We start from the raw sequence: 23505 nt of genomic DNA, 5'->3' as shown, positions 1-23505 counted from the left end.
GCCGCAGATCTCGCGTTTCGCTTGCATCCACCCATGGGTGCATGACAGCCTTCCTCGCATGCTGAAGTCTTGTGTATCTTGTGAAGGTTTCGTCCCCGGAGCGGCTTCGAGCTGTCCCCACTGCGGCGCGGCGGCGCCCACAGAAGAGAAGGCTCCCTCGATGCTCGCGGGCTTCGGAAAGAGCCTCGCGGCGTTGGCGACGGGCGGGGCCATGGCCGTCACGCTCATGGCTTGTTATGGGATGCCCCCGTGTGATGCGGTCGATGACAAGGACGGCGACGGGTTTTGCCCCGGCTACGATTGCGACAACGAGAACAAGGACATTCACCCCGAGCAGGACGATCCCAAGGGCGATGGGATCGATCAGAACTGCGACGGCGTCGACGGCAACGCCTGGGAGGAGACGCCGGACGCGGGCGACGGCGGGGCGTGCCTCTCGTGCGCGCAAGGCCAGTCCACACTCGGCACCACGGAGGCCGACGTTTGCCAGGACGCAGCCCTCAAGGCCTTCCAGACGCTGAAACAATGCGCCTGCCTGGATGCCTGCGCGGCCGTTTGCCAGGATAACTCCCACTGCACCGGCTCCGCGACGACGCCCGATTGTCAGGCGTGTATCGACACGCAGTGCAGCACGCAGAAGCTCGATTGCCAGGAAAACTAGGACCCGCGGAGCGTGGCGACCAGGATCCCGAGCGTCGCCACGCTCGCCCCGATGAGCCCCCACCCGATGCGGCGCAAATGCCGCGTATGGATCGGGAGCACAAGCACCCCGAGCGAGAGCACCACGAAAGGCGCGAGCGCGATCGGCACGGCCCGCGGGAGCACGTCCCGAAGCGCGAGGATCACGCTCGCCGCGCCGAGGCCGATCGTCGCGACGTACGCGGCGACGAGCGTCGCCCGCCCCTCGTGTTTCGCCCGCGCGATCACGGCGCGCACCGCGAGCGTCGACATGAGGAACGCCGTCGTCCAGGCGAGCCAGGCCACGGCCGCGGGAAACAGCGCGACCCCGCCCGCGAGCGCCACCGGAAATCCCGCCCCCGAGAGCGCCGCCGCCGCGATGATCTCGCCCGTCGCCGTCTTCTCTTCCTTGCGCCAGACGAACGCCATCACGACGAGCCCGAGCACGACCGGCGGGACGAGCGCGAGCCTTGCGTCGGCGGGCGCGAAGACCAGAAACACGCCGCCACACAGGGCCATTGCCGCGCCGAGCCACGCGAGCCGCCGCGTCGCGCGCGGCCCATCCTGCGCGCGGGCCTTCTTGCCACGCTGACCGAGCAGGACGAGCACCGGCTCGTGCGCGAGGAACGCCGCAACCCACGCGATCGTCAGGCCAAACGCCGCGACCCCCGGCCGGCCGATAGCGAGCGCCGCCACGAGCGGCAAACCGAGCTGCCCGTACGCGCCGTGCTCCTTCGGCGCGAGCGAACGCGCGGGCGCCGGGGAAGCGAGCGGGGCGGAGATCATGCCTTCCCCCATGGCATTCCGCGCGCCCGCTGGCAACGGTATCCCGGCGCTAGATCTCCTCGGACTCCTCGGCGCTCGAGCGAGGATCGTTCTCCTCGACGAGCTCGTCGATCGTGGGCTCGGCGCGCTGGCGTTCCCGCTCGCGCTCGACCTCCCCGTGTTGGATCTCTCGCTGGCGCACGCCCACCACTCGTTTCGGGTCGTGGCCGGACTCGGTTGTGTGGCGATCCTGGTTCGGCATGGGTGAAGCCTCCTCCCCGCCTGCATCTTGGGGCGTTTCCTTCGCATCGGAAGGGGTCGCGAGCAGGAGCATCGCGATCACGCCGAGCGCGACGCCGAGCGCGCGCCGCACCGTAAAACCCTCGCCAAAGATGAGCGGGGCGAGGGCGGCCGAGAGGACCACGCCGCCGCCGAGCGCGAGCGTGCCCGTCGCGGCGACCGGGCCGCCGAGGCGAAGAGCCGTGAAGAGGAGCGTCGTCGCGACGCTGATGCAGAGGCCCGCGAGGCAGGCCCACACGACGCCGGGCGTGCTCGTGGGCGTGCTCTCGGCTTCGCGGCGCACGACGATCCAGACGACGATCCCGAGGGCCGCGGTTCCTTCGAGGCAGAGCGCGCCGAGGGCGTCGCCGATGCGCCCGCTCGACGCGCGCAGGGCGAGGTAGTGCAGGCCGAAGAAGCAAGCCGCGACGAGGGCGGGCAGGGTCCAGGCGGGCATCCGGCGACCCTAATGTCCCGCGCGGTCCGGTGGAAGAGCTGGCGGGATCTTGCCACCGGCGCGTGTTCGTGAGACACACGTGGACCTGAACTGTCCGCCGAGGTGCCCGTCCCTCGGCGATGCAAGGGGATCGTGAAGCCGCTCCGCCATCTCGTCGCCCTCTGCGTGCCCTTCGTCATGGTCGCCCTCGCGGGAGGCCCCTTGGGTTGCCAGCTCATCGGCCTGCCCGACGCGCCCCAGCCGCCGAAGGTCCAGCTTCCGCAATTGCCCCAGACGCCCCAGGTGCCCTCCGTCGACGTGCCTGCGCCGCCCTCGGTCTCGCTGCCCTCGGCGCCCGAGAAGCCCAAGATGGACGTGCCCCTCGACGAGGACACCGAGGTTTGTTGCCTGCGGAGCGGCCCCGTAGAGCAGGTCTGCGGCGGGGACGCGAAGCGCTGCTGTACGATCAAGCTCGAGCGCGACGCGTGCGAAAACCAGGGCGGCCTCTGGTTCCACAGCGTCCGCGGTTGCGCCGGCGCCTGCTGACGACGCACGGACGAGGCGAGGGCTGGTAGACTGGCCCGCATGCCTCTTCGGACGGCGCGGTTTTTCCTTTTCCTCCTCGCTCCTGCATTCGCGGCAGGCTGCTTCTTGGGCAAGGACCTGAAGGAGGTCCTCGCCGAGCATCGCGCCCCGGTCGAGGCGAAGCTCGCCAACGTCAAGGCCCTGCGGGAGCAAGCCCGCGCCTTGCCCGTGGTGTCGAGCGACGCCGTCCACATCGCCGGGGGCCCGGCGCCGGTGGTGGCGTGGGGCAGCGGCATCGCCGGGGTCAATGCCTCGGTCGTGTACCTCGAAGACCTCGACAATCTCGCCGAGCTCGGGAACGTCCCGCATCGGGTGCCCGCGTCGGGGAAGATCAATCGATGTGCGTCGGTGCTCGCGACGCACCGGGAGCCGTATGACGCGGCGTACCCGCAATCGGCGCCGCCGACGATGAGCAGCTATCGCGCGGACGAGGTGCTCGACCTTTGCCAGGCGCTCCGGTATCTGCTCGTCATCCGCTCGATTGCGTTCGTCGAGCCTTCGGCTCCGAGGACGTCGACTGCGTGTAGCCTGTTCGACGCGGGCGCGGGTGATGGCGGTGCGGGCGATGCGGGCGCGAGTGATGCAGGCGCAGACGACGCCGGGACGTGCCATCGGTTCGACGGCGGGTATCTGAAGGCCGAGGTGCTCGTGTTCGACGTGGAATCGGGCAGCCACCTCGGCGGATTCGGGTTCGTCGCGGAGAACAGCGCCGCGGTCGACGTCACCGACGACAGGACGAACGTCAAGGGTGCCCTTGCCGGGAATTTTCAGCGCAACATCGAGGAGGCGCTGAAGGCCGCGGCGCGGAAGGCTCTCCCCGGTCTGCCCACCGAGGATTGATCATGGCGTCGATATCGTGGCGAAAGGATGGGGCGGAGCGGGCGCAGATCGAGGGCCTCATCAAGGAGGTCGAGGCGACGTGCTCCGCCGAGATCGTCATCACGGTGCGGCCCCGATCGGGGGCCTACCGCCAGGCCGACTACCTGTTCGGTATGATCTGCGCGTTCGTCGGCCTCTGCGTCTACATTTATGCGCCGACGGAGTTCACGGACGACCTCGTGCCGCCGGCGCTGCTCCTCCTGTTCCTCGCGGGCGCCGTGTTTTGCGCCAACCTCGCGTCCTTGCGGCGGCTCCTCTTGCCGAAAGCATTGCAGGCGCGCCAGGTGCGCGCGGCCGCGCGTGAGGCGTTCCTCGACCAGGGGATCGCGGGGACCCGGGACCGCACGGGCATTCTCATCTACATTTCCGTCTTCGAGCGCCGCGCCGAAGTCGTCACCGATATCGGCATCCTCCGCCGCGAGAGCGACGGCCAGCCGGGCGAGGCGATCCGCGGGATCGAGCGCGCCGTGGCCGAAGGGTTGCCCATGGAGGGGTTTGCCGCCGCGGTCCGAGGCCTCGGCGCCTGGCTGAAGGAAGCCCTCCCGCCGCGCGCGGACGACATCAACGAGCTCAGCGACGAGGTGACGTGACCATGAAACGGCGCAAGAGGCTCCTCGGATCGGTGCTCCTCTCGTTGCTCCTTGTGGGGTCCAACGATACGGCCTTCGCGCGCCCCGGCGGCGGCAGCTCCTTCAAGGGCGGAGGCTCACGCTCGTCCGGCAGCAGCAGCAGCAGCGGGAGCCGTTCGTCGAGCAGCAGCAGCGGCAGCCGTTCGTCGAGCAGCGGCAGCGGCAGCCGATCTTCCGGTTCGAGCTCGGGAAGCCGGCCGATCTCGATTGGCGGCAGCACCGGGAGCGGATCGAGGAGCTCCGGCGGCGGCACCCCGCGCAAGACGGTCTGGGCCTTTCGAGACCAGAGCGGGGCTCTTCGCGCCAACCAAGCCCCCTCGCCCGGCGCCTCGATCTATCCGGCGCCCGCGCCGCACGCGCCCATTCCGATCGGGCCTGACACCACGTCTGCGGCCGAGCGTATGGTCGGGTTCGTCTTCGGCGCCGGCTTCTTCGCCGTGGGCGCGGGCGTGCTCGCGATGCCCATGTTCCTCATCGGGCTCTTCCTGCACAGGCAACGAAAGCGCAACCAGCTCGACGTGGGCTGGTCCTCCGCGGGCCATTTCACCGGACCCATGTACGTGCCGTCCGAGCCCGAGGAGAGCCCGGCCGAGGTTCGCCGCAAGATGGAACGGCTGCGCGGCCAGGATCCGGATTTCTCGGTCATCCTGCTCGAAGACTTCATCACCGCGCTCTACGCCGAGGCGCACACCGCCCGCGGATCGAATGCGCTCGAAAAGTACTCGCCTTATCTTCGCCCGGCCGCGCGGACGACCCTCGGCAGCTTGCCGCGCGTCCCGGTCACGACCGTCATCGTTGGGTCGCTCCGGCTCGTGTCGTTCGCGGTCGATACGCGGACCCAGCAAAGCCGGCTCGTCGTGGAGCTCGAATCCAATTATACCGAGGATCCGCAGGGCGCGCCCCCGACCTCCTTTTACGCGCTGGAGCGCTGGACCTTCGTGCGATCGTTCGGCGCGCGCTCACGGTCGCCCGATCGGGTCCGCTCGTTCGTCTGCCCGAACTGCGGCGCGCCGCTCGAACGCACGACGCACGGGCGCTGCACGTATTGCAGCCAGGCCGTGGACTCGGGGCAATTCGACTGGGTCGTCGAGCGGATCGACCTCCTCGCCCGCGAGACACGCGGCCCCATGCTCACGGGCACGACGGAGGAGGAGGGCACCGAGCTGCCCACGGTCTTCGATCCGGGGCTCTCGGCGCAACGCATGGAGATGGCGCGGCGCGACACGTCCTTCACCGAATCGACGTTTTTCGGGCGCGTGCAATGGATCTTCGCCACCATGCAGCACGCGTGGACGTCGCTCGAATGGAACCGCGCACGGCCTTGCCTCACGGATCGGCTTTGGAGATCGCAGAGCTACTGGATCGAGGCCTATCGGCAGCAGGGGCTCCGGAACGTCACCGAGAATGCGCGCATCCTGCGGATCGAGCTCGTGCGGATCTCGTCAGACCGATGGTACGAGGCCGCGACCGTGCGGGTGCACGCGACCGGGCTCGATTATACGATCCAGGTGGGGGACCAAGCCGTCGTCGGCGGCCGGCGCAACAAGGAGCGCGCGTACACCGAATACTGGACCCTCGTGCGGAGCGCGACGCAGCACGGCCCCACGCGCGCCGCGCCTGCCTGCCCGCAATGCGGCGCGACGCTCACCATGGAGATGGCCGAGCGCTGCGGGTATTGCGGGACGCTCGTCGAGGCGAGCACGTTCGACTGGGTGCTGAGCCGGATCGAGCAGGACGAGGCCTACGCCGGTTGAGCCGAAGCGCTCAGCCGCGTCCGCCCGCCGTGGGCCGGGGCAGCGACCGATCCCATAATTCCTCGCGATAGGACAGGTCGCCGAGGAGCCGCTCGAAATCGGCGATCGGCATGCTGCACCGGCCGTACTCGTCCTCGATCCGCACGTTCGCGCCCTCGAACCAGCGCTCGTGTGGATCGATGGGATCGTCGTAATGCACGACGCCTTCCTCCCCGTCGACCGAGAGCACCAAAATCTTGTGCTCCGCGTGCCGGAGGGGCTCGCCCCCTGTGTCGCCCTGGAAGCCCGTCACGGCGGGGATCACGATCGTCGCGAAGACCGGCTCCCCTTTGCGCGTCGATTGCTCGACGATCGAGAGCCCGTCGCGCGCGAGGTCGGCCACGCCCTCCGTCGAAATGCCGAGCTTCGCGAGCGCCTTCGCCATCATCGCGTGCTGCGTCGAGAGCGTCTTCCAAGGTTTGCCCGTGACCGCGACGAGGAGCCGCTCGAACGCGCCCATTTCGAGCCCGCTCCCGACGCACGCGTCGCCCTTGAAGTGGCTGTCCATGATGTTGTCGTAATCGAGGTCGGGATACGCGAACTCCATGCACGCGCCCTGGAAGATCCGGCTGATGGGATTGCGGCCGCGCTCGCCGGCGCTCGGCAAAAGGATGTCCTCGTCGCAGACGAGCTCCTCGCCCGACCGCAGCGTGGCCCGTCCGGACGCGGAGATGAGCCCGGCCACGAGGCGCGCGTATTCGGCCGGATCCTGCATGGCGAGGTAAATCTCGACGCAAGTCGCGGCGCAGGTGCCCTTGAGCCCTTGATTGATGCGCCCTGGGTTCGCGAGGTTCTGGACGAGCTCGCCGAGCGCCCGATTTCGGCCCTCCTGCGCTGCGAAGAAGCTCCAGAGCGGGCGCGTCGCGATGGCCACGAGTGATTCCACGAGGGGATGCCCGAGCGCGTCGACCCGCGCGAGCCGTCCGTCGCCCGAAAGCACATGCAGCGCGTCATCGATCGTCGCGCGCCAGGGCCGCGGAGGCTCCGTCCATCCAGGAACGCGGCTCGGCGGTACGGTCCACTGTTCGATGGTGCCGGCGAGCTCTTCGAAGAGGCTTTCGACCGTGACTGCGCCCATTCGATCCTCCCCCCGGGATCATGCCCCCGATGCTCTACCCATTTCCAGACACGAGCAGGCTTTTTGCCACATATTTTTGAATGACGCCCTGCGTGGGAAATGGTGGTAGCATCGAACGATGGAGCCTCGCATGCGCGTGTCGTCCCCGCTGGGCCCACCCCGCGGCGTGGTTTCCACACGTCGCGGCCCGCCGGACACACACCGGAGATCGTAACCATGCGTTTTCATTCACCTCTCCGAGCGGCGCAGGGCGTGGAAGGTGCACGGACCATGTCCCCCGCCCGCACCCGTCCCCTCTGGCTCGTCCCGGCCGTGCTGCTCGCCTCCTCGGTTGGCCTCGTTTGCAGCAGCACGCCCTCCGTTCCCACCACCCTGCCCGGACAACCTCCGCCGCCCGTCGTCATCGAGCGGGCCGTGCACAAGGGCGACGAGCCGCTGGTCTTTCCCCCGGCCGTGTCGCGGAAGGATCGCCTGCCGGCGTATGGCGACGAGGTCGACCGCACCTCCACCGACCTCGTCGTCCAGAGCCCGAGTCTCGACGACGACCGAAAATTCTCGTTCCGCGGCCCCTCGTTCCGCATCGTGTTCAATCAGCGGATCGCGCGCCCCGCGCCCGATCCCGCGGCCAAAGGGCCGGCGAAGGCCGCAGAGGGCACGATTCGCCTGACGCCGAGCGTGGAGGGCGAGGCGTATTGGCTGAGCGATACCACGCTCGAATTCGTGGCGAAGCGCCCGTTCGACACGGAGACCACGTACGGCGTGGAGCTCGGCGAATTGAAGACGCCTGCGGGCGCCGGCCTGAAGGAGGCCTGGAAAGCGCAATTCAAGGCGACCCCGGGCGTCACGATTGCCGGCAAGGATCTCGGCTACATCCCCGTCGCCGGCCGCCACCGTGTGATCGCGATGCACCCGAATGACGGCCGCGACGTCGGCGCGCGCTCGACGTTCGCGGTTCTTTATGATCAGCCCATCGACCTCGGCCTCGCGCGGAGCCTCATCACGCTGACCGACGCGGCGACCGAACGACCCATCTCCGTCGTCATGGATCACCCGAAGACGCCGACGTTCCAGGGGATCAAGGTCGATCCGAAGTTCGTCGTGCTCGTCCGCCCCGTCTCGCCCGTCGCGGCCGGCACGAAGCTGGTTCTCCAGGCGAAGCCGCGGTTCCTGGAAAAACTTCACCAGGCACGGGAGATCGACGTGACCGTGGCGGAGGCGCTCGCCTTTTCGGAGGTGACGTGCGAATGGTACTGGGACGACGACGGGCGGCAGCGGTCGTGCACGTTCCAGGACGGGAAGCTCTACACGGCGGGGCGCGAGATTCGCGTGTCGTTCAATCAGGCGATCGCGACCCCGGACGACAAACTCGCGGCCCGCGTACGCGTGAGCCCGGCCGTGCGGAACATGACCGTGCGGAACGAGCGTTGGGACAATGAAATCGTGATCCGCGGCGAGTTCGAGCCCTCGAAGTCATACGAGGTCACGATCGACGGCCTCGTCGACGATCACGGCAGCCGCCTCGCGAAGCCCGCTTCCTTCCGCGCCGAGATGGCCCCGATGCCCGCGAGCGTGACGATGGCGGACGGCATGTTGTGGCTCGATCCGGAGACGACACGCCATTTCGCAGTGACCTCGCGCAACGTCGCCAAAGCCTCGCTCCTCGCCTGGCCCGTCGCCTCCACGGACCGCGCCGCGCAGGAAGCCGCGCTCCGGCGCGTGCGTACGCGGGACCTGCCCCCCGAGGCCGCTCCCGTGCGGATTCCGATCGCCATCAAGGCCGAACGAAACAAGCTCGTCACGACGCAGCTCGACCTCTCGAAGCACCTCTCGGCGGGACAAAGTTACGTCACGTCGATCGCGGCCGACGAGATTGCCTTCAGCGCGAAGCTCGCGAAGTTTCCGCGCGGGAGCGAGGCGGCCAAGCCCATCGTCGCGCTGATTCGGCCCGGCGACGAGCGCTCGCTCGCCGTGCACACCCGCGCGACGCCGAATGCGACGATCGTGCAGGTCTCGCGGCTCGCGGGCGGCGCGCCGGTGCAGGGCGCGCTCGTGCGCCTCTCGGGCGACGAGAATTCGGCCGGCGTGACCACGGATGCCTCGGGCATCGCGCTCCTGCCTTTCGACCTGCGCGCGACGGAGCGGCCTTTCCTCGATGTGCGCGCGCAGGACGCGGATTTCATTCTGCCGCTGGATGGTGATGGCATCACGGAGCGGCAAATCTTTCCGGACCTCGCCTCGGGCGAGGGCGCGCCCTCGTCGTTCGGCCGGGCGTTCGTCCTGACGGACCGTGGCATTTACAGGCCCGGATCGAGCGTGTTCGTCAAGGCAACGGTCCGAAAGCCCGACGGGTCCGTGCTGGCGCCCATTGCGGGCGCATCCCTGCGCGTGCACGTCGTGGGCCCGACGGGCGACGATGTCTTTCAGCAAACGCTCACGACGAACGACATGGGCAGCGTCTCCACGACGATCACGATTCCGGCCGACGCAAAGATCGGCCGGCACCAGATCCTCCTGGAGCGGCCGGATCAGGAGGGGGAACCGCTCGCGCAGACGATCGTGCAGGTCGCTGAATTCGAGCCGCCTCGGTTCGTGGTCGACGTCGATGCAGCCGCGGACGCCAAGAATACGATGCGGGCCGAGGTGCGGGCGCGGTATCTGTTTGGCGCGCCGATGGACGGCGCCGCCGCCTCGTGGACGGTGCGGCGCGAGGGCGCGCCTTTCCCGGAGGGGCCTTTGACCGCGGCGGGGCTCTCGTTCCGGCGCGCGCCTCGCTGGTACGACGACGAGGAGCAGCCGTGGTCGCGCGCGGGCGAAGGGTCGCTCTCGGCCGAAGGAAAGCTCGCGGTCGTGCAGGCGCTCGAAGTTGCACCCGCGCTCGGGCCGCAGAAATTCGTGATCGAGGCGGATGTGACCGACGCCTCGCATCGCCACGTCGCGGGGCGGGGGAGCGTCGTGGTTCATCCGGCCAAGCGATATGCCGGGATGAAGCTCCCGCAGACGTGGTATGGGGTGGGCGACGACGTGCCCGTCGAGCTCGGCGTGATCGATCCGGAGGGGCGGCCCGTCGAGGGCGCGACCGTGACGGCGAAGCTCGAGCGGGTCGAGTGGCAGTATGCGAGGCGGCGCGGGGCGGGCGGGTCGCTCGAATGGGACTGGACTTCGAAGAAGATCGAGGCCGGTCGCTGCACGGTGACGAGCGGAAAGCAGCCGGTGACGTGCAAGGTGAACATCGGCCGCTCGGGCAGCTACGAGATCACGGCCGAGGTGGACGGCCGGGTCGGCGGCGCCATGGGGTTGTGGGCCTATGGAAGCGAGGGCGAGGCGCTGCCGGCGGCCCCGGAGCGGCCCCACGCATTGGATCTTTCGGCCGACAAATCGAAATATGCGCCCGGCGAGACGGCGAAGATCCTCGTGCGCAATCCGTTCCCCGAGGCGACGCTCGTGACCACGATCGAGCAGGGCGATCTGCTCGAAAAACGCGCGATGCGGGTCAAGGCGGGCGCGACGGTGATCGACGTGCCGCTTCGGGCCGAGCACGCGCCGTACGTGCACGCGACGGCGACGCTCTTGCCGATCGGCGCGAAGGGCCGCGCGGCCACCGATTACAAGATCGGCGCGGTGCGGCTGCCCGTGTCGATGGCGGGCGCGCGGCTCGAGGTCGCGGCGCGGAGCGATAAACCTTTTTATCGGCCCGGGGACGAGGCCGAGATCGACATCGAGGTCACGGACGGGGGCAAACCCGAGGGCGACGCGGAGGTCGCGCTCGCGGTCGTCGACGAGGGCGTCCTTCGATTGACGGATTTTCACCCGATCGATCCCGCCGCGGCGCTGCGGCCTGGTCGAGGCCTTTCGTTCCGCGTGCGTGATTCGCGCAGCGACCTCGGCGAGCTCTTCGAGCGCAGCCACGTGCCCGGCGACGGCGGCGGCGCGGCGCTTTCGACGATCACCGAGGCGCGGAAGAAATTCGTGGAAACCGCGCTCTTCAAGCCCGACGTGCGCCCGGATGCACAGGGGAAGGCGAAGGTGCGGTTCAAGCTCCCCGATAACCTCACGGAGTTCCGGATCATGGCGGTCGCGCTGGATCGCGAGGGCAAAGGGGCAAAGTCGGAGGCGAGCTTCCTCGTGAAGAAGCCGGTGATGCTCGTGCCCGTCGTGCCGCGATTCGCGCGGGTGGGGGATCGATTCGAGGCGGCGACGATGCTGCACAACGAGACGGCGGCCGCGCTCGGCGCGACGGTGCGGCTCGGGGCGCGCTCGCAGACGGTGAACGTGCCGGCGGGCGGCAAGGCGCGCGTGGGATTCTCGCTCGAACCGGCGGCCGCAGGCGCGCTCCCGCTCCTTTTCTCGGCCGAGGACGAGGCGGGCAAGAAGCTCGACGAGGTGGAGGCAAAGCTCGCCGTGGACGAGCCTGGGATCGACGAGCGCCCGCGGCTCGGTGGGTCGTTTGTCCGAAATGAAGAAGTGCTTCTCGACGTGCCGGCCGGCGTGATCGAGCGGGGCGGGTTTCTCACGGTGAAGGTGGGGGAGCACCTTTGGCCCGAGCTCGGGGCGCGGCTCGAATGGCTGCTCGGATATCCGCACGGGTGCGTGGAGCAGACGACGTCGAGCACGCTGCCGCTGATTGCGGCGCGCACGATCCTGCCGCGCATCGGCGTCACGCGGCTCTCGGAGGGCGAGCTGCAAAAGCGGATCGCCGCGGGCATTCAGCGGCTCGCGACCATGCGCACGGATTCGGGCGGCCTCGCCTACTGGCCGGGCGGCGACGAGCCGAACGTGTATGGCACGGCGTATGCGATCCGGGCGGTCCTTCTCGCGAAGAAGGCCGGGATCAATCCGCCGGCGGGCTTGCTCGAAGGCATGCAGCGGTTCCTCGCGGATCGAATGCTCGACGAGGACACGGCGCCCGAGGTCTCGGCCGCGATTGCGGAGAGCCTCGCCGACGCGGGGGCGCTCGATCGGAGTGCGGCGGACGCGCTCTTCGATCGGAAGCAGGAGCAGAGCGTATTCGGGCTCGGCAGCCTCGCGCTCGCGCTCGCCTCGCTCCCGGAGCAGGAGGATCGCGTGAAGACGTTGCTCGACATGATCGAGGCGAGCTTCGACGAGCGGGGCGCGCTCTCCAACACGAAGCGGATGAACGATTTTTACTATTATGGTTCGCCCGCGCGCTCGCGGGCGCAGGCGGCCATCGCGCTCGCGCGGTTGCGTCGTTCGTCGACGATCCTGCCGCTCCTCCTGCGCGAGATCGCGGCCGACATGGATGATTACACGACGCAGGCGACCGCGTATTCGCTGCTCGCGTTGAGCCAGCACCTCGAGGCGAGCACGGACGACGGCGTGATCGTCCGCGTGAAGCTCGACGGCGAGAGCCTCGCGCCCACGACGGACCTCGGGTTCGGCAGCAAGGAGTTCGCCATTCCGCTGAGCCGCGTGCGGGGCAAGAAGATGAAGCTCGTGCTGGAGGCCGAGGGGGATCGTTCGGTCGGGTATGCGATCACGTCGGCCTGGCAGCGGGCCATCGCGGCCGCGGATTCGCCGGCCGGGACGCGCGGGGAAAATGGTCCGTCGGTGTATCGCGTGATCAGCGATCCGCGCGGCGGTGCCGTGGATCTCTCGAAGGTCAAGGCCGGGGATCTTCTGCGTGTCGCCCTGTACGCGCGTCTGCCGGAGGTGGGTGACGAGCGGCGCGGATACGTCGCGCTCACCGATCGCCTGCCGGCGGGCTTCGAGCCTGTGCAGCCGGATCTCGCCACGGTGGCGAGCGCGCCGGGGATCGACGCGCATCATCCGTTTTACTCGGCGCTCCGCTGGAGCTCGTCCGAGGCGAGCCACATCGAAATGCGTGACGATCGGGTGAACGTGTATTTCGACAAGGTGTGGGGCGATTCGGTTGCCGCGACGTACCTCGTGCGGGCGACGACGCCGGGCGTGTTTGCATTGCCCGCGGCGGCCGGCGAGCTCATGTACGAGCCGGACAGCGTGGGGTACAGCGACGCCGGGCAGGTGACGATCCAATGAAACGTCTCCCCTCGAAGAAGGCCCTGCGGCGGCTTGGCATTGCGGCTGGCGTGGTCGCCAGCATCGTGCTCGCGGTCGTGGCGGTCTCGCAGCGCGTGCGCGCCGCGGCGGGGGAGCCGTCGGCGCGCCTCACGGACCACTGGCACGAGGGGCATCGTATCGTCGATCGCGAGGGGCGCTTGCTCCGCGAGATCGGCTCCGAGGCCGAGCAGCGCGGCCGGCCCGTCGCGCTCGATCAAATGGGGGATCGGATCGTGCTCGCGACGCTCGTCAGCGAGGACAAACGGTTCTTCGAGCACGACGGCGTCGACGGCCGGGCGATCGCAAGGGCGATCGGGCAGAATTTGAAGGGCCGGCGTATCGTGTCTGGGGCGAGCACGATCACGCAGCAGCTCGTGAAGTTACTCGACGCCGAGGGAAAGTCGGCGCCGCGGACGGTCGAACGCAAGGTCACGGAGGCCGCGCGGGCGCAGAACCTCGAAGAGGCCGTGGACAAGCGGACGATCCTCGAAGCGTACATGAATCGCCTCGGGTATGGCCACGGGCTCACGGGGCCGGAGGCGGCGGCGCTCGGGTATTTCGGGGTTTCGGCGAAGGATCTGAGCTGGGCGCAGGCGGCGTGGCTCGCGGTCTTGCCGCGCGCGCCGTCGTTCCTCGATTCGTATGATCACCCGGAGCGCGTGCGCCTGCGGCAGCGGGCCTTGCTCGATGATCTGCGCGAGGAGGGCGTGATGACCGAGGCCGATCACACGCGCGCCGTGAACGAGCCCATCCACGTGCGGAAGATCCAGCGGTCGTTTTACGCGCCACACTTCGTGGACGCGGTCATGCGCGAGGTGTCGCGGCCCGGCGAGCGGGGGCATGGGGTGACGAAGACGACGCTCGATCTCGTGTTGCAGGAAGACACCGAGGGGCTCGTGCGCACGCACCTTTCGGCGCTTGCCTCGCTCGGAGCGAAGAATGCGGCGGTGATCGTGGTCGATAACGAGCACGGGGAGGTGCTCGCCTGGGTCGGGAGTGGTTCGTACTGGGACGATTCGATCGCGGGGCAGGTGGACATGGTGCGGGCCCGGCGGCAGCCGGGGTCGACGCTAAAGCCGTTCGTGTATGCGCTCGCGTTCGCGGACGGGCATTCGGCGGCCGAGCCGCTGGCGGACGTGCCGACGCGATTCTCGGAGCAGGGCGGCACGTACGCGCCGGGCAATTTCGACGGGACGTTCGAGGGGCCCATCAGCGCGCGCGAGGCGCTCGCGGGGAGCTTGAACGTGCCCGCGGTGCGGCTCGCGGCCGAGCTGGGCGAAGGGCGGCTGCTCGAATCGCTCCACAGCCTCGGGTTCGTGAGCCTCGATCGGGAGGCGCGGCATTATGGTTTGTCGCTTGCGCTCGGGACGGGCGAGGTGACGCTGCGCGAGCTCGCGGGAGCGTACGTGGCGCTCGCGCGTGGCGGAGAGCGGACGCCGATTCGCATCGTGGCGGGTGCGGAGGCAGCGGGCGAGCCTTCGCGTGTGATGGATGCGGCGGTCGCGTCGCTTGTGACGGAGTCGCTCTCGGATCCGCTGGCGCGCGTGCGGGGCCTGCATGGGCGCGGGCCGTTTGATCTCGGGTTTCCGGTGGCCGTGAAGACGGGGACGAGCTCGGGGCACCGCGATACATGGTGTGTCGGGTATACTCACGAGCGGACGGTCGCGGTGTGGATCGGCAATGCCGACGGCGCGCCGACGCAAAAGCTCACCGGCGCGAGCGGCGCAGGGCCGCTCTTCGCGGACGTGATGCGGCGGGCCATGGAGAACGTGCCTTCCCGCGCCCCGCTATGGGATGAGGCGCATCTCGAATCCGTCGAGGTTTGTCCCCTGACGGGCAAGCTCGCCGGACCGGCCTGCGCGGATCATGCGTCGCGGCATTTCATTCGCGGAAAGACGCCGAAGGAGACGTGTGATTGGCACGTGCGCGCGAGCACGCGGGGAGGCGAGGTGCCGTTCGCCTGCGATTCGCAGGGGAGCCGATCGATCGTGGTGTTGCCGGAGGCGTACGAAGGGTTTCTCGCGGCGCTGCCGCTCGGCGCGCCGGGGCACGATCCTTTGGGTTTGCCCTGGCTTGCGCGGTCGAGCGTGCCCGGCTGTGGCGACGTGACGCACGTGGAGCAGGCGCTGCGAATCGACGGGCCCGCAGCGGGCAGCGTGTTCGTGTACGGGGAGGGCGACGCGCAGGTGATCGTTCTCTCCGCGTCGGCGGTGGGCGGTCCCGTGGAGCGTCGCGTCAGCGAGGTCGAGTTCGTGGTGGATGGCGAGGTCGTGGGGCGATCGCGCTGGCCGTTTCGGACGCGGTATCACGCGGCGAGGGGGGATCACGAGCTCGTGGTGCGGCCCGCCGATCCGCACGTCGCGGTGCGTACGGCGAAAACGAGCTTCAGCGTGCGTTAGGCCAATACGACGTTTGACAGGCCGGGGGAAGCGGCCCTAGCATGCGTGGCGGAGGGGGGCCGGTCGCCGGCTCTCGCGGACCCCGGGATGATCACACGCATCGAGATCGACGGATTCAAGTCGCTGCGCGCGTTCTCGCTCGATCTCGAGCCGCTCACCGCGATCGTCGGGCCGAACGGGGCAGGGAAGTCGAATCTGTTCGACGCGCTCGCGCTGCTCGCGAAGGTGGCGGAGACGAACCTCGTCACCGCGTTCAAGGGCGGACGCGGACGTATTCGGGATCAGTTCGCGCGCACGCCCGAAGGGGTGGAGCGCTCGATGCGCTTCGCCGTGGAGCTGCTGCTCTTGCCCGGGTCGTCGCGGCACGACCTCGTGCAGTCGCGCGTGCGGTACGAGGTGGAGATCGAGCGGACGCTGGAGCGCGGCGGGCTCGACGGCCTCGTGATCACGCGCGAGCGGCTCCTGCCGCTCAAGCACGGCGCGGATACGTGGATCGATCATCACCCGCATTGGGGGCCGCTCGCGCGATACGGGATGCCGGAGCTGCGCGTCGAGCTCGAAGGGGCCCCGGGGCCGGAGCGGATCGTGCGGATCGCGCCGAGCGAGGGCGGGCCGTCGTTATCGGTGGATATCGGGCGAGATCGCAGCCTGCTTTCGCTCCCGTATGCGCTCGTGACGCCGCTCGTCGAGTCGACGAGCCGCGAGCTCCGGGCTTTTCGGCTGCTGCACATCGAGCCGCACCGGCTCACGCAGCCGAGCGATCGAGCGGCCGGGACGTTGCTGGCGGAGGACGGCTCGAACCTGCCGACCGTGCTCGCCGCGCTCGGTCCCGAGACGCGCGCGGCGATTCGCAAGGACATGGAGACGCTCCTGCCCGGGTTTCGTGGCTTCGATGTGACGCCTTTCGAGGACGAGCTCCGGCTGGAGGCCGATTTCATGGATACGAAGCGGCTGCCGGCGCGGCTGCTCTCGGACGGAATGCTCCGGCTGCTCGCGCTCTTCACGTTGCTCCGATCGGCGCGGCGAGGCGCGATCGTGGCGATCGAGGAGCCCGAGAACGGCGTGTATCCCGGGAGGCTGCGCGCGCTCGTGGATTCGCTGCTCTCGGCGACGTCGCCGACGCTCGGGGAGGCGACGGCCGTGCCGCAGGTGCTCTTGTCGACGCATTCGACGGCGATCATCGCGGCGTTGCGAGGGTTGCCCAGGGCGATCGTGTTCGCGGATCTCGTGCGCGGGCGCGACGGGCTGCGCTCGACGCGGATGCGGCACGTGGTATCGGAGGGCGAGAACGAGAGCGGCGCGGTCCCAAGCGTCTCCTCGGGGGAGATGATGCGGCTGCTCGAATCCTCCCGGCCCTGGGACGACTGAGCTATCCTGCGGACCACGCCGAGCTCGATCGAAGTCGAGGTTGAGGTCGAGGTCGCGTGCACGAAAGGGACCAGATGAGCGAGGCAGCGTTTTTCAGGTCGGGTTCGGTGGATCGGATTCCGACCGAGTTCCGCTACTGGGACAACATGAAGGACGCTCGCGCGCAGAAGCGTCGGAAGCAGCTCCAGAGGCTGCTCGGCTTCGATCCGGTGTTGCCCGACGAGCTCGTGCGGACGTTCGCGCATTGCTATTACGACGCAGATCCCGTGGCTGAGGCGTTCGTCGAGGACGTCTACCTCGCGCGGGGACAAGGGGCCGGGCGCGCGCTCGTGGATCGGGCCTTGGAATCGGGCGTGGCGTCGATCGAGGATGCGCCGGCGTCGCTGCGGGCGCTTTTCGCGGAGGTGGAGACGCCGCCGGAATGGCTCGATTGGGAGAAGGTCGAGCTCGGCGCGCGGGTTTGGCGGCGGCACGGGACGCACATGTTCAGTTTCGCGGGCGCGGTGACGCTCGACGCGTACCAGGAGTGCTCGGTCGTGAAGCCGCTCGCATTCACTGGCGCGTATACCGGGGAATCGGCGCAACGACGATTCTTGGAGACGGCCGCGTTCTGGATCGACGTGTCGGAGCCGGGGGCTCTCCGGCCGGGCGGGCAGGGGAGAAAGACGGCGCTGCGCGTCCGGTTGATGCACGTGTTCGTGCGAAAGCGGCTCCTTCGTCATCCGGCGTGGGACCTCGACGCCTGGGGCGTGCCGATCAGCCAGGGGGACGCGTTGATCACGCTGATGGCCGGCAGCGTGGGCGCGCTCGCGCTGAAGAAGCTCGGGTATCGTACGAGCCGCGAGGAAGTCGAGGCGCTCATGCACTTCTGGCGGTACGTGGGCCATTTGATGGGCGTGCAGCCCCGATGGTATCCGCCGACGTACGAGGACGGCGTGCGCCTCGTGTTCACCGCGCTCTCGAAGGGCGCGAAGAAGGCGGGCGAGGACGGCGTGGATCTGGCGCGCTCGTACGTGCAATCGTACGCGCCGCGCGAGGGGGATCCGCCGCTCGTAGCCTTGCGCAAGCGGCTCGAATACCACCTCGAGCTCGGGTATACGAAATTTTTCCTGTCCCCGCAGTCGTTCCGCGCCTTCGGATTGCCGGATCCGGGGTTCTGGAAGCTTCACCCGTTCGCGCAGTTCCCGGTCGTCTTCGCGCTGGAGACCGTGCGGAAGCACGTGGACGTGGTCGACGAATGGGCAGACACGTTCGCTCGGTGGCGCGCGCGGCAGTGGCTCGACGCGCACCTCGGGCCGCGGCGCGCCGAATACAAGGCGGTCGAGTCGTTCACGCGTTGAGGCGGTCGGGGCGGCGGCGCCCCGCCTGTCCGAGGGCGTGGCCGAGCGCGGCGCTCAGCGTGGCGAACGTGGAGAGCTTCGCCACGTCGATCCCGAGCGAGACGATGATCGAGGCCACCCGGGGCGAAATGCCGGAGACGATGCAATGGCTGCCGAGCATCGTGGCGGCGCGGACCATGCGCATGAGGTGCTCCAGCGTGGCCGCGTCGACGTCTTCGAGGCCCGTCAAATCGAGGACGGCGACGCGGACGCGGCTGCGGGTGATTTCGGTGAGGAGCGCGTCCGTCATGGCCGAGGCGCGGGCCTCGTCGACGGCCCCGAGCACGGGCATCGCCAGGACGCCGTCCCACACGTGCAAGAGCGGGCTCTTGAGCTGCCGGAGGGTCTGCTCGTTGCGTTCGAGCGCGAGGGATTGCTCGACGTGGTCGGTGGTGTCGAAGATGTAGCCGAAGTAATGGGTGATCTGGCCGCTCGCCGGGGCGCGCCGGATGACGGTATAATCGGCGATCCAGATCGTCTGGCCGTCACGGCGTTTCAGGCGATAGGGCTCGTGGGCGAACCATTCGGCGCCGCTCGCGCTGTACGTGCTGACCTCCTCGCCCACGCGCGCGAGGTCCTCCGGGTACACGAGGTCGGAGTATTTCAGCTTGTCCAGGAGGTAATCTTCGGTCGGATACCCCGTCAGTTCGGCCACGTTCGGAGAGACGTACTCGACGGGCCAGCCGTCCGTGGCGCGCCAGCGGAAGACGACGACCGGGCCAATGGCGAAGAGGAGGCGCTCCTCCAGGCGCGTGCTCAGGCTGCCGATGGCGTGATTGAGGTTCCGTTCAATGTCGCCGAGCGGACCGTCGTCGATATCCTCGATGAAGTCGGGCAGCTCCTCGTTGGCGAGGCGTGCCAGGGACGTGGAGATTCGACGTAGTCTCTCGGCTTGATTCATGGGGGGTCCTTCGGCTCGAGCACCCCCCGAGGCTCCTCCCCCTGAATGAAAGCAACTTCAGTTTACCCCAGGCGCGCTTCCGTCGACAAGGGTTTCCCTGCGTCATGCACGCACGCGAATTCGGATGATATTGGAATTCGCGTGCGGCCGTGAGGTGTAGTGCGGATTTTGCGCTGTGCGCTCTTCTACGGGCCGGCGCGGCGGAGATTCCTGTGCCGGAGGGCGTGGCCGAGCGCAGCGCTCAGGGTGGCGAACGTGTGTAATTTCGTGACGTCCACGCCGAGCGATACGATGGCCGCGGCGACCCGGGACGAAATGCCCGAGACGAGGCACTGGCTCCCGAGGAGCTCGGCGGCACGGACCATTCGAATGATGTGCTCGAGCGTGGCCGCGTCGACGTCGTCGAGGCCCGTCAAGTCGATGACGCTGACCTTGATTCCGCCGTCCGTGATCGACTGGAGCAAGGTCTCGGTCATGTGCGCGGCGCGGGTCTCGTCGAGGGCGCCGATCACGGGCATTGCAAGGACCCCGTCCCATACGTGCAGGAGGGGGCTCGCGAGCCTCCGGAGGGTCGATTCGTTCTGCTGGAGGCGGATGGATTGCTCGATGTGATCGGTGCTGTCGAAGATGTAGCCAAAATAATGGGTGACCTCCTGCGTCCAGGGGTCGCGCTGGATGACAGCGGTATCGGAGACCCAGATCGTCCGGCCGTCGCGCTTGCGGATGCGATAAGGCGACTGGGTGAACCATTCGACGCGGCTCGCCTCGAAGGCCCGGAGCTCCTCGGTGATGCGTTGGACGTCCTCGGGGACGATGAGGTCGGACAAGGTCCGCGTGAAGGAGAGGAATTCCTCGGCGGGATACCCGGTCAGATCGAGGACGTTTGGCGAGACGTACTCGACCGGCCAGCCGGGCTCGGCACGCCAGCGAAAGACGACGACCGGGCCCACGCGGAAAATCAGGCGTTCTTCGAGCCGCGCGCAAAGGCTCGTGACGGCGCGATTGACCTCACGTTCGATGTCGCCGAGCGGGCCGTCTTCGATGACCTCGATGAGCGGCGGGACTTCTTCGTCCACGAGGCGCGCCAGCGTGTCGGTGATGCGGCGCATGCGTGCGGCGTGATCCATCGCGGCGCACCTCAGGCGAGCTTCGATTCGAGCATGCCCACGAGCCTCGACGCGTGATTTCGGAGCGGATCCGGCAAGGCGCCGCTCGTATCGCACACGGCCGCGCGCGCGGCGTCACCGCCCTTCGTGCCTGGTTTGCGACCGGCGCATGCCGGAGAACAGAGCTCTTCGACGAGCTTTCGCATCTCCGTCGTCATGGATGAACCTTATCATGATCATGGCGCGTGGACCGGGTAAGATGCGTGCTCTCGCGGGTCCCTGGACGAGGGGCCGCGGCCCGAGCGTTCCTCGGCGCCGCGGGGAAGGTAGGGGCCACGCGGTCCGGGAGAGACAAGGACGATGCGTTTTTCATGGGGCTATCCGATCGCAGTCGCAGCGGCCGTCGTCGCATGCAAGGGGGGCGGCGAGAAGCCCGGGGAGCCCACGCCGAGCCCGGCGGAGACGACGAGCGCGGGCGCCCCGAGCGCGGCCGAGGCGCCCGCGGCGCCAAAAGAAAAGCGGAAGGCCGTGGCGCGGGAGGGCAGCACGATCGCGCGTTCGCCCTCCGATGACGTGATGTACGTGGCCGATGAGGATCGGGGCGTGGTGCACGTGATCACGATGCCGGTGGACGTGGAGAAGCCGGCGCGGACCGTGAAGGTGCCCGGGCAGCCGACCCAGGTGCTCGCGCTCGCGGATCGCGTGCTCGTGACCATTCGGAGTGAAGGGGCGATTGCGCCTGGCACCGATTTGAAGCCGGAGGAGCGCGAGGCGAGCGCGGCGCCCGCGCCCACGGCCTCGGCGAGCGTGGCGCCGGTCGTGACGAAAGCAAAAGGGCCCGAGAAATACGAGAAACCGAAGACGGTGCCGTCGGCGACGGGGCCAGGGCTCCTGCTCGTGATGCGGCCGGACGCCGAAAAGGGGCTCGTGGTCGAGTCGCGGGTCGAATTGCCCGAGGACGCGTGGGGCGTGGCCGTGACGCCCGATGAATCGACGGCGCTCGTGACGAGCGCCTGGACGCACAAGGTGTCGGGCGTGGAGATCGCAACGGGGAAGGTGCGGTTTTCCGTGGACGTGGGGCGCGAGCCACGCGCGGTGGTGGTGCACCCGAGCGGGAAAGCGGCGTACGTGACGCACCTCGTGGGCACGGATCTCACGCGGATCGACGGGATCGACGGGGAGGCGGCGTCGGCGCGGCGGATCACGCTGCCGGCGTCGCCTTTGCGAACGGAGGTGGGGGCGAAGTCGAATGCGTCGCTCGCGTATTCGGCGGTGCTGTCGCCGGACGGGAAGAAGCTTTACGTGCCGCGGCATGCGCTCGGCGGATTGGGGCCGCAGGTCTGGATGGGGGTGTCGGCGGTCGACGTGCTTCTCACGACGGACGACACGCCGCTCGCGCCGACGCGCCTCGCCGGGCCGAAGATGACGACGCCGCAAGCAGCGGGGATGGCCACGGATCAGGAGACGGGTGGCGCGGGGCCGCGTTCCGCGCCAAACCCGTTCGTGCAGCCGCGCGCGGTGGTGTATCGGAAGAGCACGGATACGCTGCTCGTGGCCTCGGAGGGGACGGACGATCTCCTGGAGTTTTACGCGGGGCCGATCGATCCGGCGCTGTTCGTGGCGGCGAGACACGAGCTGCGGAAGGATCCGGATCCGAAATACAAGGTGGCGACCGGGTGCGGCGCGCCGAGCGGAATCGCGCTCGCCGCGGACGAGCGATCGGCGTACGTCTTTTGCCGGGCGACGCATTCGATGGAGGTCGTGTTCTTCGACGCGCGAAGGAACCAGTTGATGCGGCTCGGGGAGGAGCCACTGCCCGCGGAGGCGGCGCTCGGCCGGCGGCTTTATTACAATGGATCGGACGAGGTCATGAGCGGCGGGATGGGCTGCGCGGGCTGCCATCCGGACGGGCGCGACGATGGGCACGTCTGGCACGAGGTCGCGGCCGTCGGGCAACATCCGAACTTCTTCGCGGGCGCGGCGAACATCCCCGGCTGGGGGGCGGAGAACGGGACGAACGGGGGTTTTGCGCGCCAAACACCGATGCTCGCGGGGCGGGTGGTGTACGAGGGGCCGTATGGATGGCACGCGGAGAGCCCGCACCTCACGCACCGGCTGACGAATGGGTTTTTGCTGCACCGGTGGGGCGATCTGCCGTACGGGCACGATCGAAAGGAGCTGACCGAGCGGGCGATGGCGCTGCGGGCGTTTTTGCGGCTCGGGCTGGTGCCGCCGCCGCGCAAGGCGCGGGAGCTCTCGGAGGAGGAGAAGAAGGGGCAGGAGATGTTTCTGCGCGTCGAGACGAAATGCGCGGGCTGCCACGTGCCTGAGATGGAGTACAGCGATCGCGCGCCGTACCCCATTTATTCGAAGCTGGCGCCGCCGGAGGGCTTCGCCCCGGATCAGGAGCTCGGATTCAAGACGCCGTCGCTCCGGTTCGTCGGGGGGACGGCGCCTTATGCGCACGACGGGCGGTTCTCGACGCTGGAAGAGCTGATCGAGCAGAACGACGATCGCATGGGGAACACGAACCAGCTCACCAAGCCGGAGCGTGCGGCGCTCGTGGCGTTCCTGAGGACGTTATGAAGACGAAGATGGGCACGATCGGGTTCGTGGCGCTGGCATTCGCAGGAGGCGCGCTCTTCGCGGGCTGGGCGAGCGCAGAGGACGCGCCCGTGGCGCAAGACGCGCCGTTCGGGAGCGTCGCGGCCCTGGAGGACGCGGGCGGGGGCGACGCGGACGACGGAGGGGACGCGGAGGCGGGGCCGGCCGTGCCGCCGAAGCAGACGCTCGCGATTTCAGCGGACAAGTCGCCGCGGCCGAAGGACAGCGACTGGGACGTGCTGGGTGTAGAGAGGTCCTTTTCGCCGGGGTCGTCGGCGAATGGCTGCCGGCTCCAGAACATCCGTGAATGGGTACGGATCCGGTGCAGTGGATCGATGGCGCAGATCGCGATGCTGGGCGGCCAGCACGAAGGGGTGTCGATCAAGCTCGATCCCGTGGGGACCGACGAGTTCATCCCGTTCCCCGAGGGCGGCGAGATCGTGTTCCCGGTGCGGACCGGCGATCGCCGGGTGTTCGAATGGCTCGGCGTGGAGTTCGGCTACAAGGGGATGACGTCGGCGTCGACGTTCCTCATCATCTCGGAATCGTGGATGCCGTGGGACGAGGGGCCGACAATTTACGCGCGCTGA

17 protein-coding genes are annotated in these 23505 nt (G+C 68.7%); 11 read left to right on the top strand and 6 right to left on the bottom strand.

The window, feature by feature from the left end; translation table 11 throughout:
• The first annotated feature begins 160 nt into the window (after positions 1 to 160).
• Positions 161 to 661 carry a hypothetical protein gene (locus tag POL67_RS43245; protein WP_271927067.1) on the top strand — a complete coding sequence of 167 codons (501 nt, stop codon included), beginning with the start codon at positions 161 to 163 and terminating at the stop codon, positions 659 to 661.
• On the opposite strand, the gene POL67_RS43240 is transcribed toward POL67_RS43245, so the two are convergent.
• Together POL67_RS43240 and POL67_RS43235 are read right to left on the bottom strand one after the other, a co-directional pair.
• Positions 658 to 1464, bottom strand: a complete 807-nt coding sequence (locus tag POL67_RS43240) for a YwiC-like family protein (protein WP_271927066.1) — start codon at positions 1462 to 1464, stop codon at positions 658 to 660. The genes POL67_RS43245 and POL67_RS43240 overlap by 4 nt on opposite strands.
• A 49-nt stretch (positions 1465 to 1513) precedes the next feature.
• Positions 1514 to 2179 carry an EamA family transporter gene (locus POL67_RS43235; RefSeq protein WP_271927064.1) on the bottom strand — a complete coding sequence of 222 codons (666 nt, stop codon included), beginning with the start codon at positions 2177 to 2179 and terminating at the stop codon, positions 1514 to 1516.
• Between the two features lie 132 nt (positions 2180 to 2311).
• On the opposite strand from POL67_RS43235, the gene POL67_RS43230 reads away from it, so the two are divergent.
• From POL67_RS43230 to POL67_RS43215, 4 genes are read left to right on the top strand one after another with little or no spacing between them, the layout of a single operon-like run.
• Entirely contained in the window at positions 2312 to 2704 is a 393-nt protein-coding gene (locus POL67_RS43230) for a hypothetical protein (RefSeq protein ID WP_271927062.1), read from the top strand.
• Between the two features lie 39 nt (positions 2705 to 2743).
• The gene (locus POL67_RS43225) at positions 2744 to 3583 is read left to right on the top strand and encodes a hypothetical protein (RefSeq protein WP_271927061.1); all 840 of its coding nucleotides are present in this window, start codon (positions 2744 to 2746) and stop codon (positions 3581 to 3583) included.
• A gap of 2 nt (positions 3584 to 3585) precedes the next feature.
• Entirely contained in the window at positions 3586 to 4212 is a 627-nt protein-coding gene (locus POL67_RS43220) for a TPM domain-containing protein (protein ID WP_271927059.1), read from the top strand.
• 2 nt (positions 4213 to 4214) lie between these two features.
• Positions 4215 to 6005, top strand: coding sequence for a TIM44-like domain-containing protein (locus POL67_RS43215; RefSeq protein ID WP_271927058.1), 1791 nt, complete (start codon positions 4215 to 4217; stop codon positions 6003 to 6005).
• 10 nt (positions 6006 to 6015) lie between these two features.
• On the opposite strand, the gene POL67_RS43210 is transcribed toward POL67_RS43215, so the two are convergent.
• A complete protein-coding gene (locus tag POL67_RS43210) occupies positions 6016 to 7122 on the bottom strand; it encodes a hypothetical protein (protein WP_271927057.1) in 1107 nt (368 codons plus the stop codon).
• Between the two features lie 270 nt (positions 7123 to 7392).
• Here POL67_RS43210 and POL67_RS43205 point away from each other — a divergent pair, with 270 nt between their 5' ends.
• From POL67_RS43205 to POL67_RS43190, 4 genes are all read left to right on the top strand, one after another.
• Complete coding sequence (locus POL67_RS43205) at positions 7393 to 13137, top strand: alpha-2-macroglobulin family protein (protein WP_271927055.1); 5745 nt, start codon at positions 7393 to 7395, stop codon at positions 13135 to 13137.
• Positions 13134 to 15557, top strand: a complete 2424-nt coding sequence (pbpC, locus tag POL67_RS43200) for a penicillin-binding protein 1C (protein WP_271927054.1) — start codon at positions 13134 to 13136, stop codon at positions 15555 to 15557. The genes POL67_RS43205 and pbpC overlap by 4 nt, the downstream gene beginning before the upstream one ends.
• 87 nt (positions 15558 to 15644) lie before the next feature.
• Positions 15645 to 16925, top strand: a complete 1281-nt coding sequence (locus POL67_RS43195; protein WP_271927053.1) for an AAA family ATPase — start codon at positions 15645 to 15647, stop codon at positions 16923 to 16925.
• Positions 16926 to 16981: 56 nt separating this feature from the next.
• Positions 16982 to 18265 (top strand): oxygenase MpaB family protein, encoded by a 1284-nt coding sequence (locus POL67_RS43190; protein ID WP_271927052.1) that lies wholly within the window; start codon positions 16982 to 16984, stop codon positions 18263 to 18265.
• On the opposite strand, the gene POL67_RS43185 is transcribed toward POL67_RS43190, so the two are convergent.
• From POL67_RS43185 to POL67_RS43175, 3 genes are all read right to left on the bottom strand, one after another.
• On the bottom strand, positions 18255 to 19205 hold the full coding sequence (locus POL67_RS43185) for an STAS domain-containing protein (protein ID WP_271927051.1): 951 nt from the start codon (positions 19203 to 19205) through the stop codon (positions 18255 to 18257). The two genes, POL67_RS43190 and POL67_RS43185, sit on opposite strands and share 11 nt — an antisense overlap.
• 185 nt (positions 19206 to 19390) lie before the next feature.
• Positions 19391 to 20332, bottom strand: a complete 942-nt coding sequence (locus tag POL67_RS43180; RefSeq protein WP_271927049.1) for an STAS domain-containing protein — start codon at positions 20330 to 20332, stop codon at positions 19391 to 19393.
• Between the two features lie 11 nt (positions 20333 to 20343).
• On the bottom strand, positions 20344 to 20529 hold the full coding sequence (locus tag POL67_RS43175; protein WP_271927047.1) for a hypothetical protein: 186 nt from the start codon (positions 20527 to 20529) through the stop codon (positions 20344 to 20346).
• 142 nt (positions 20530 to 20671) lie between these two features.
• Between POL67_RS43175 and POL67_RS43170 the strand changes: the two genes are divergently transcribed.
• Together POL67_RS43170 and POL67_RS43165 are read left to right on the top strand one after the other, a co-directional pair.
• Positions 20672 to 22897 carry a hypothetical protein gene (locus POL67_RS43170; RefSeq protein ID WP_271927045.1) on the top strand — a complete coding sequence of 742 codons (2226 nt, stop codon included), beginning with the start codon at positions 20672 to 20674 and terminating at the stop codon, positions 22895 to 22897.
• The gene (locus POL67_RS43165) at positions 22894 to 23505 is read left to right on the top strand and encodes a hypothetical protein (RefSeq protein WP_271927043.1); all 612 of its coding nucleotides are present in this window, start codon (positions 22894 to 22896) and stop codon (positions 23503 to 23505) included. Before POL67_RS43170 ends, POL67_RS43165 begins: the two co-directional genes overlap by 4 nt.

It is taken from the genome of Polyangium mundeleinium, assembly GCF_028369105.1.
In the GTDB taxonomy this organism is placed as follows: domain Bacteria; phylum Myxococcota_A; class Polyangia; order Polyangiales; family Polyangiaceae; genus Polyangium; species Polyangium mundeleinium.
This window is presented reverse-complemented; position numbering and strand designations above follow the sequence as displayed.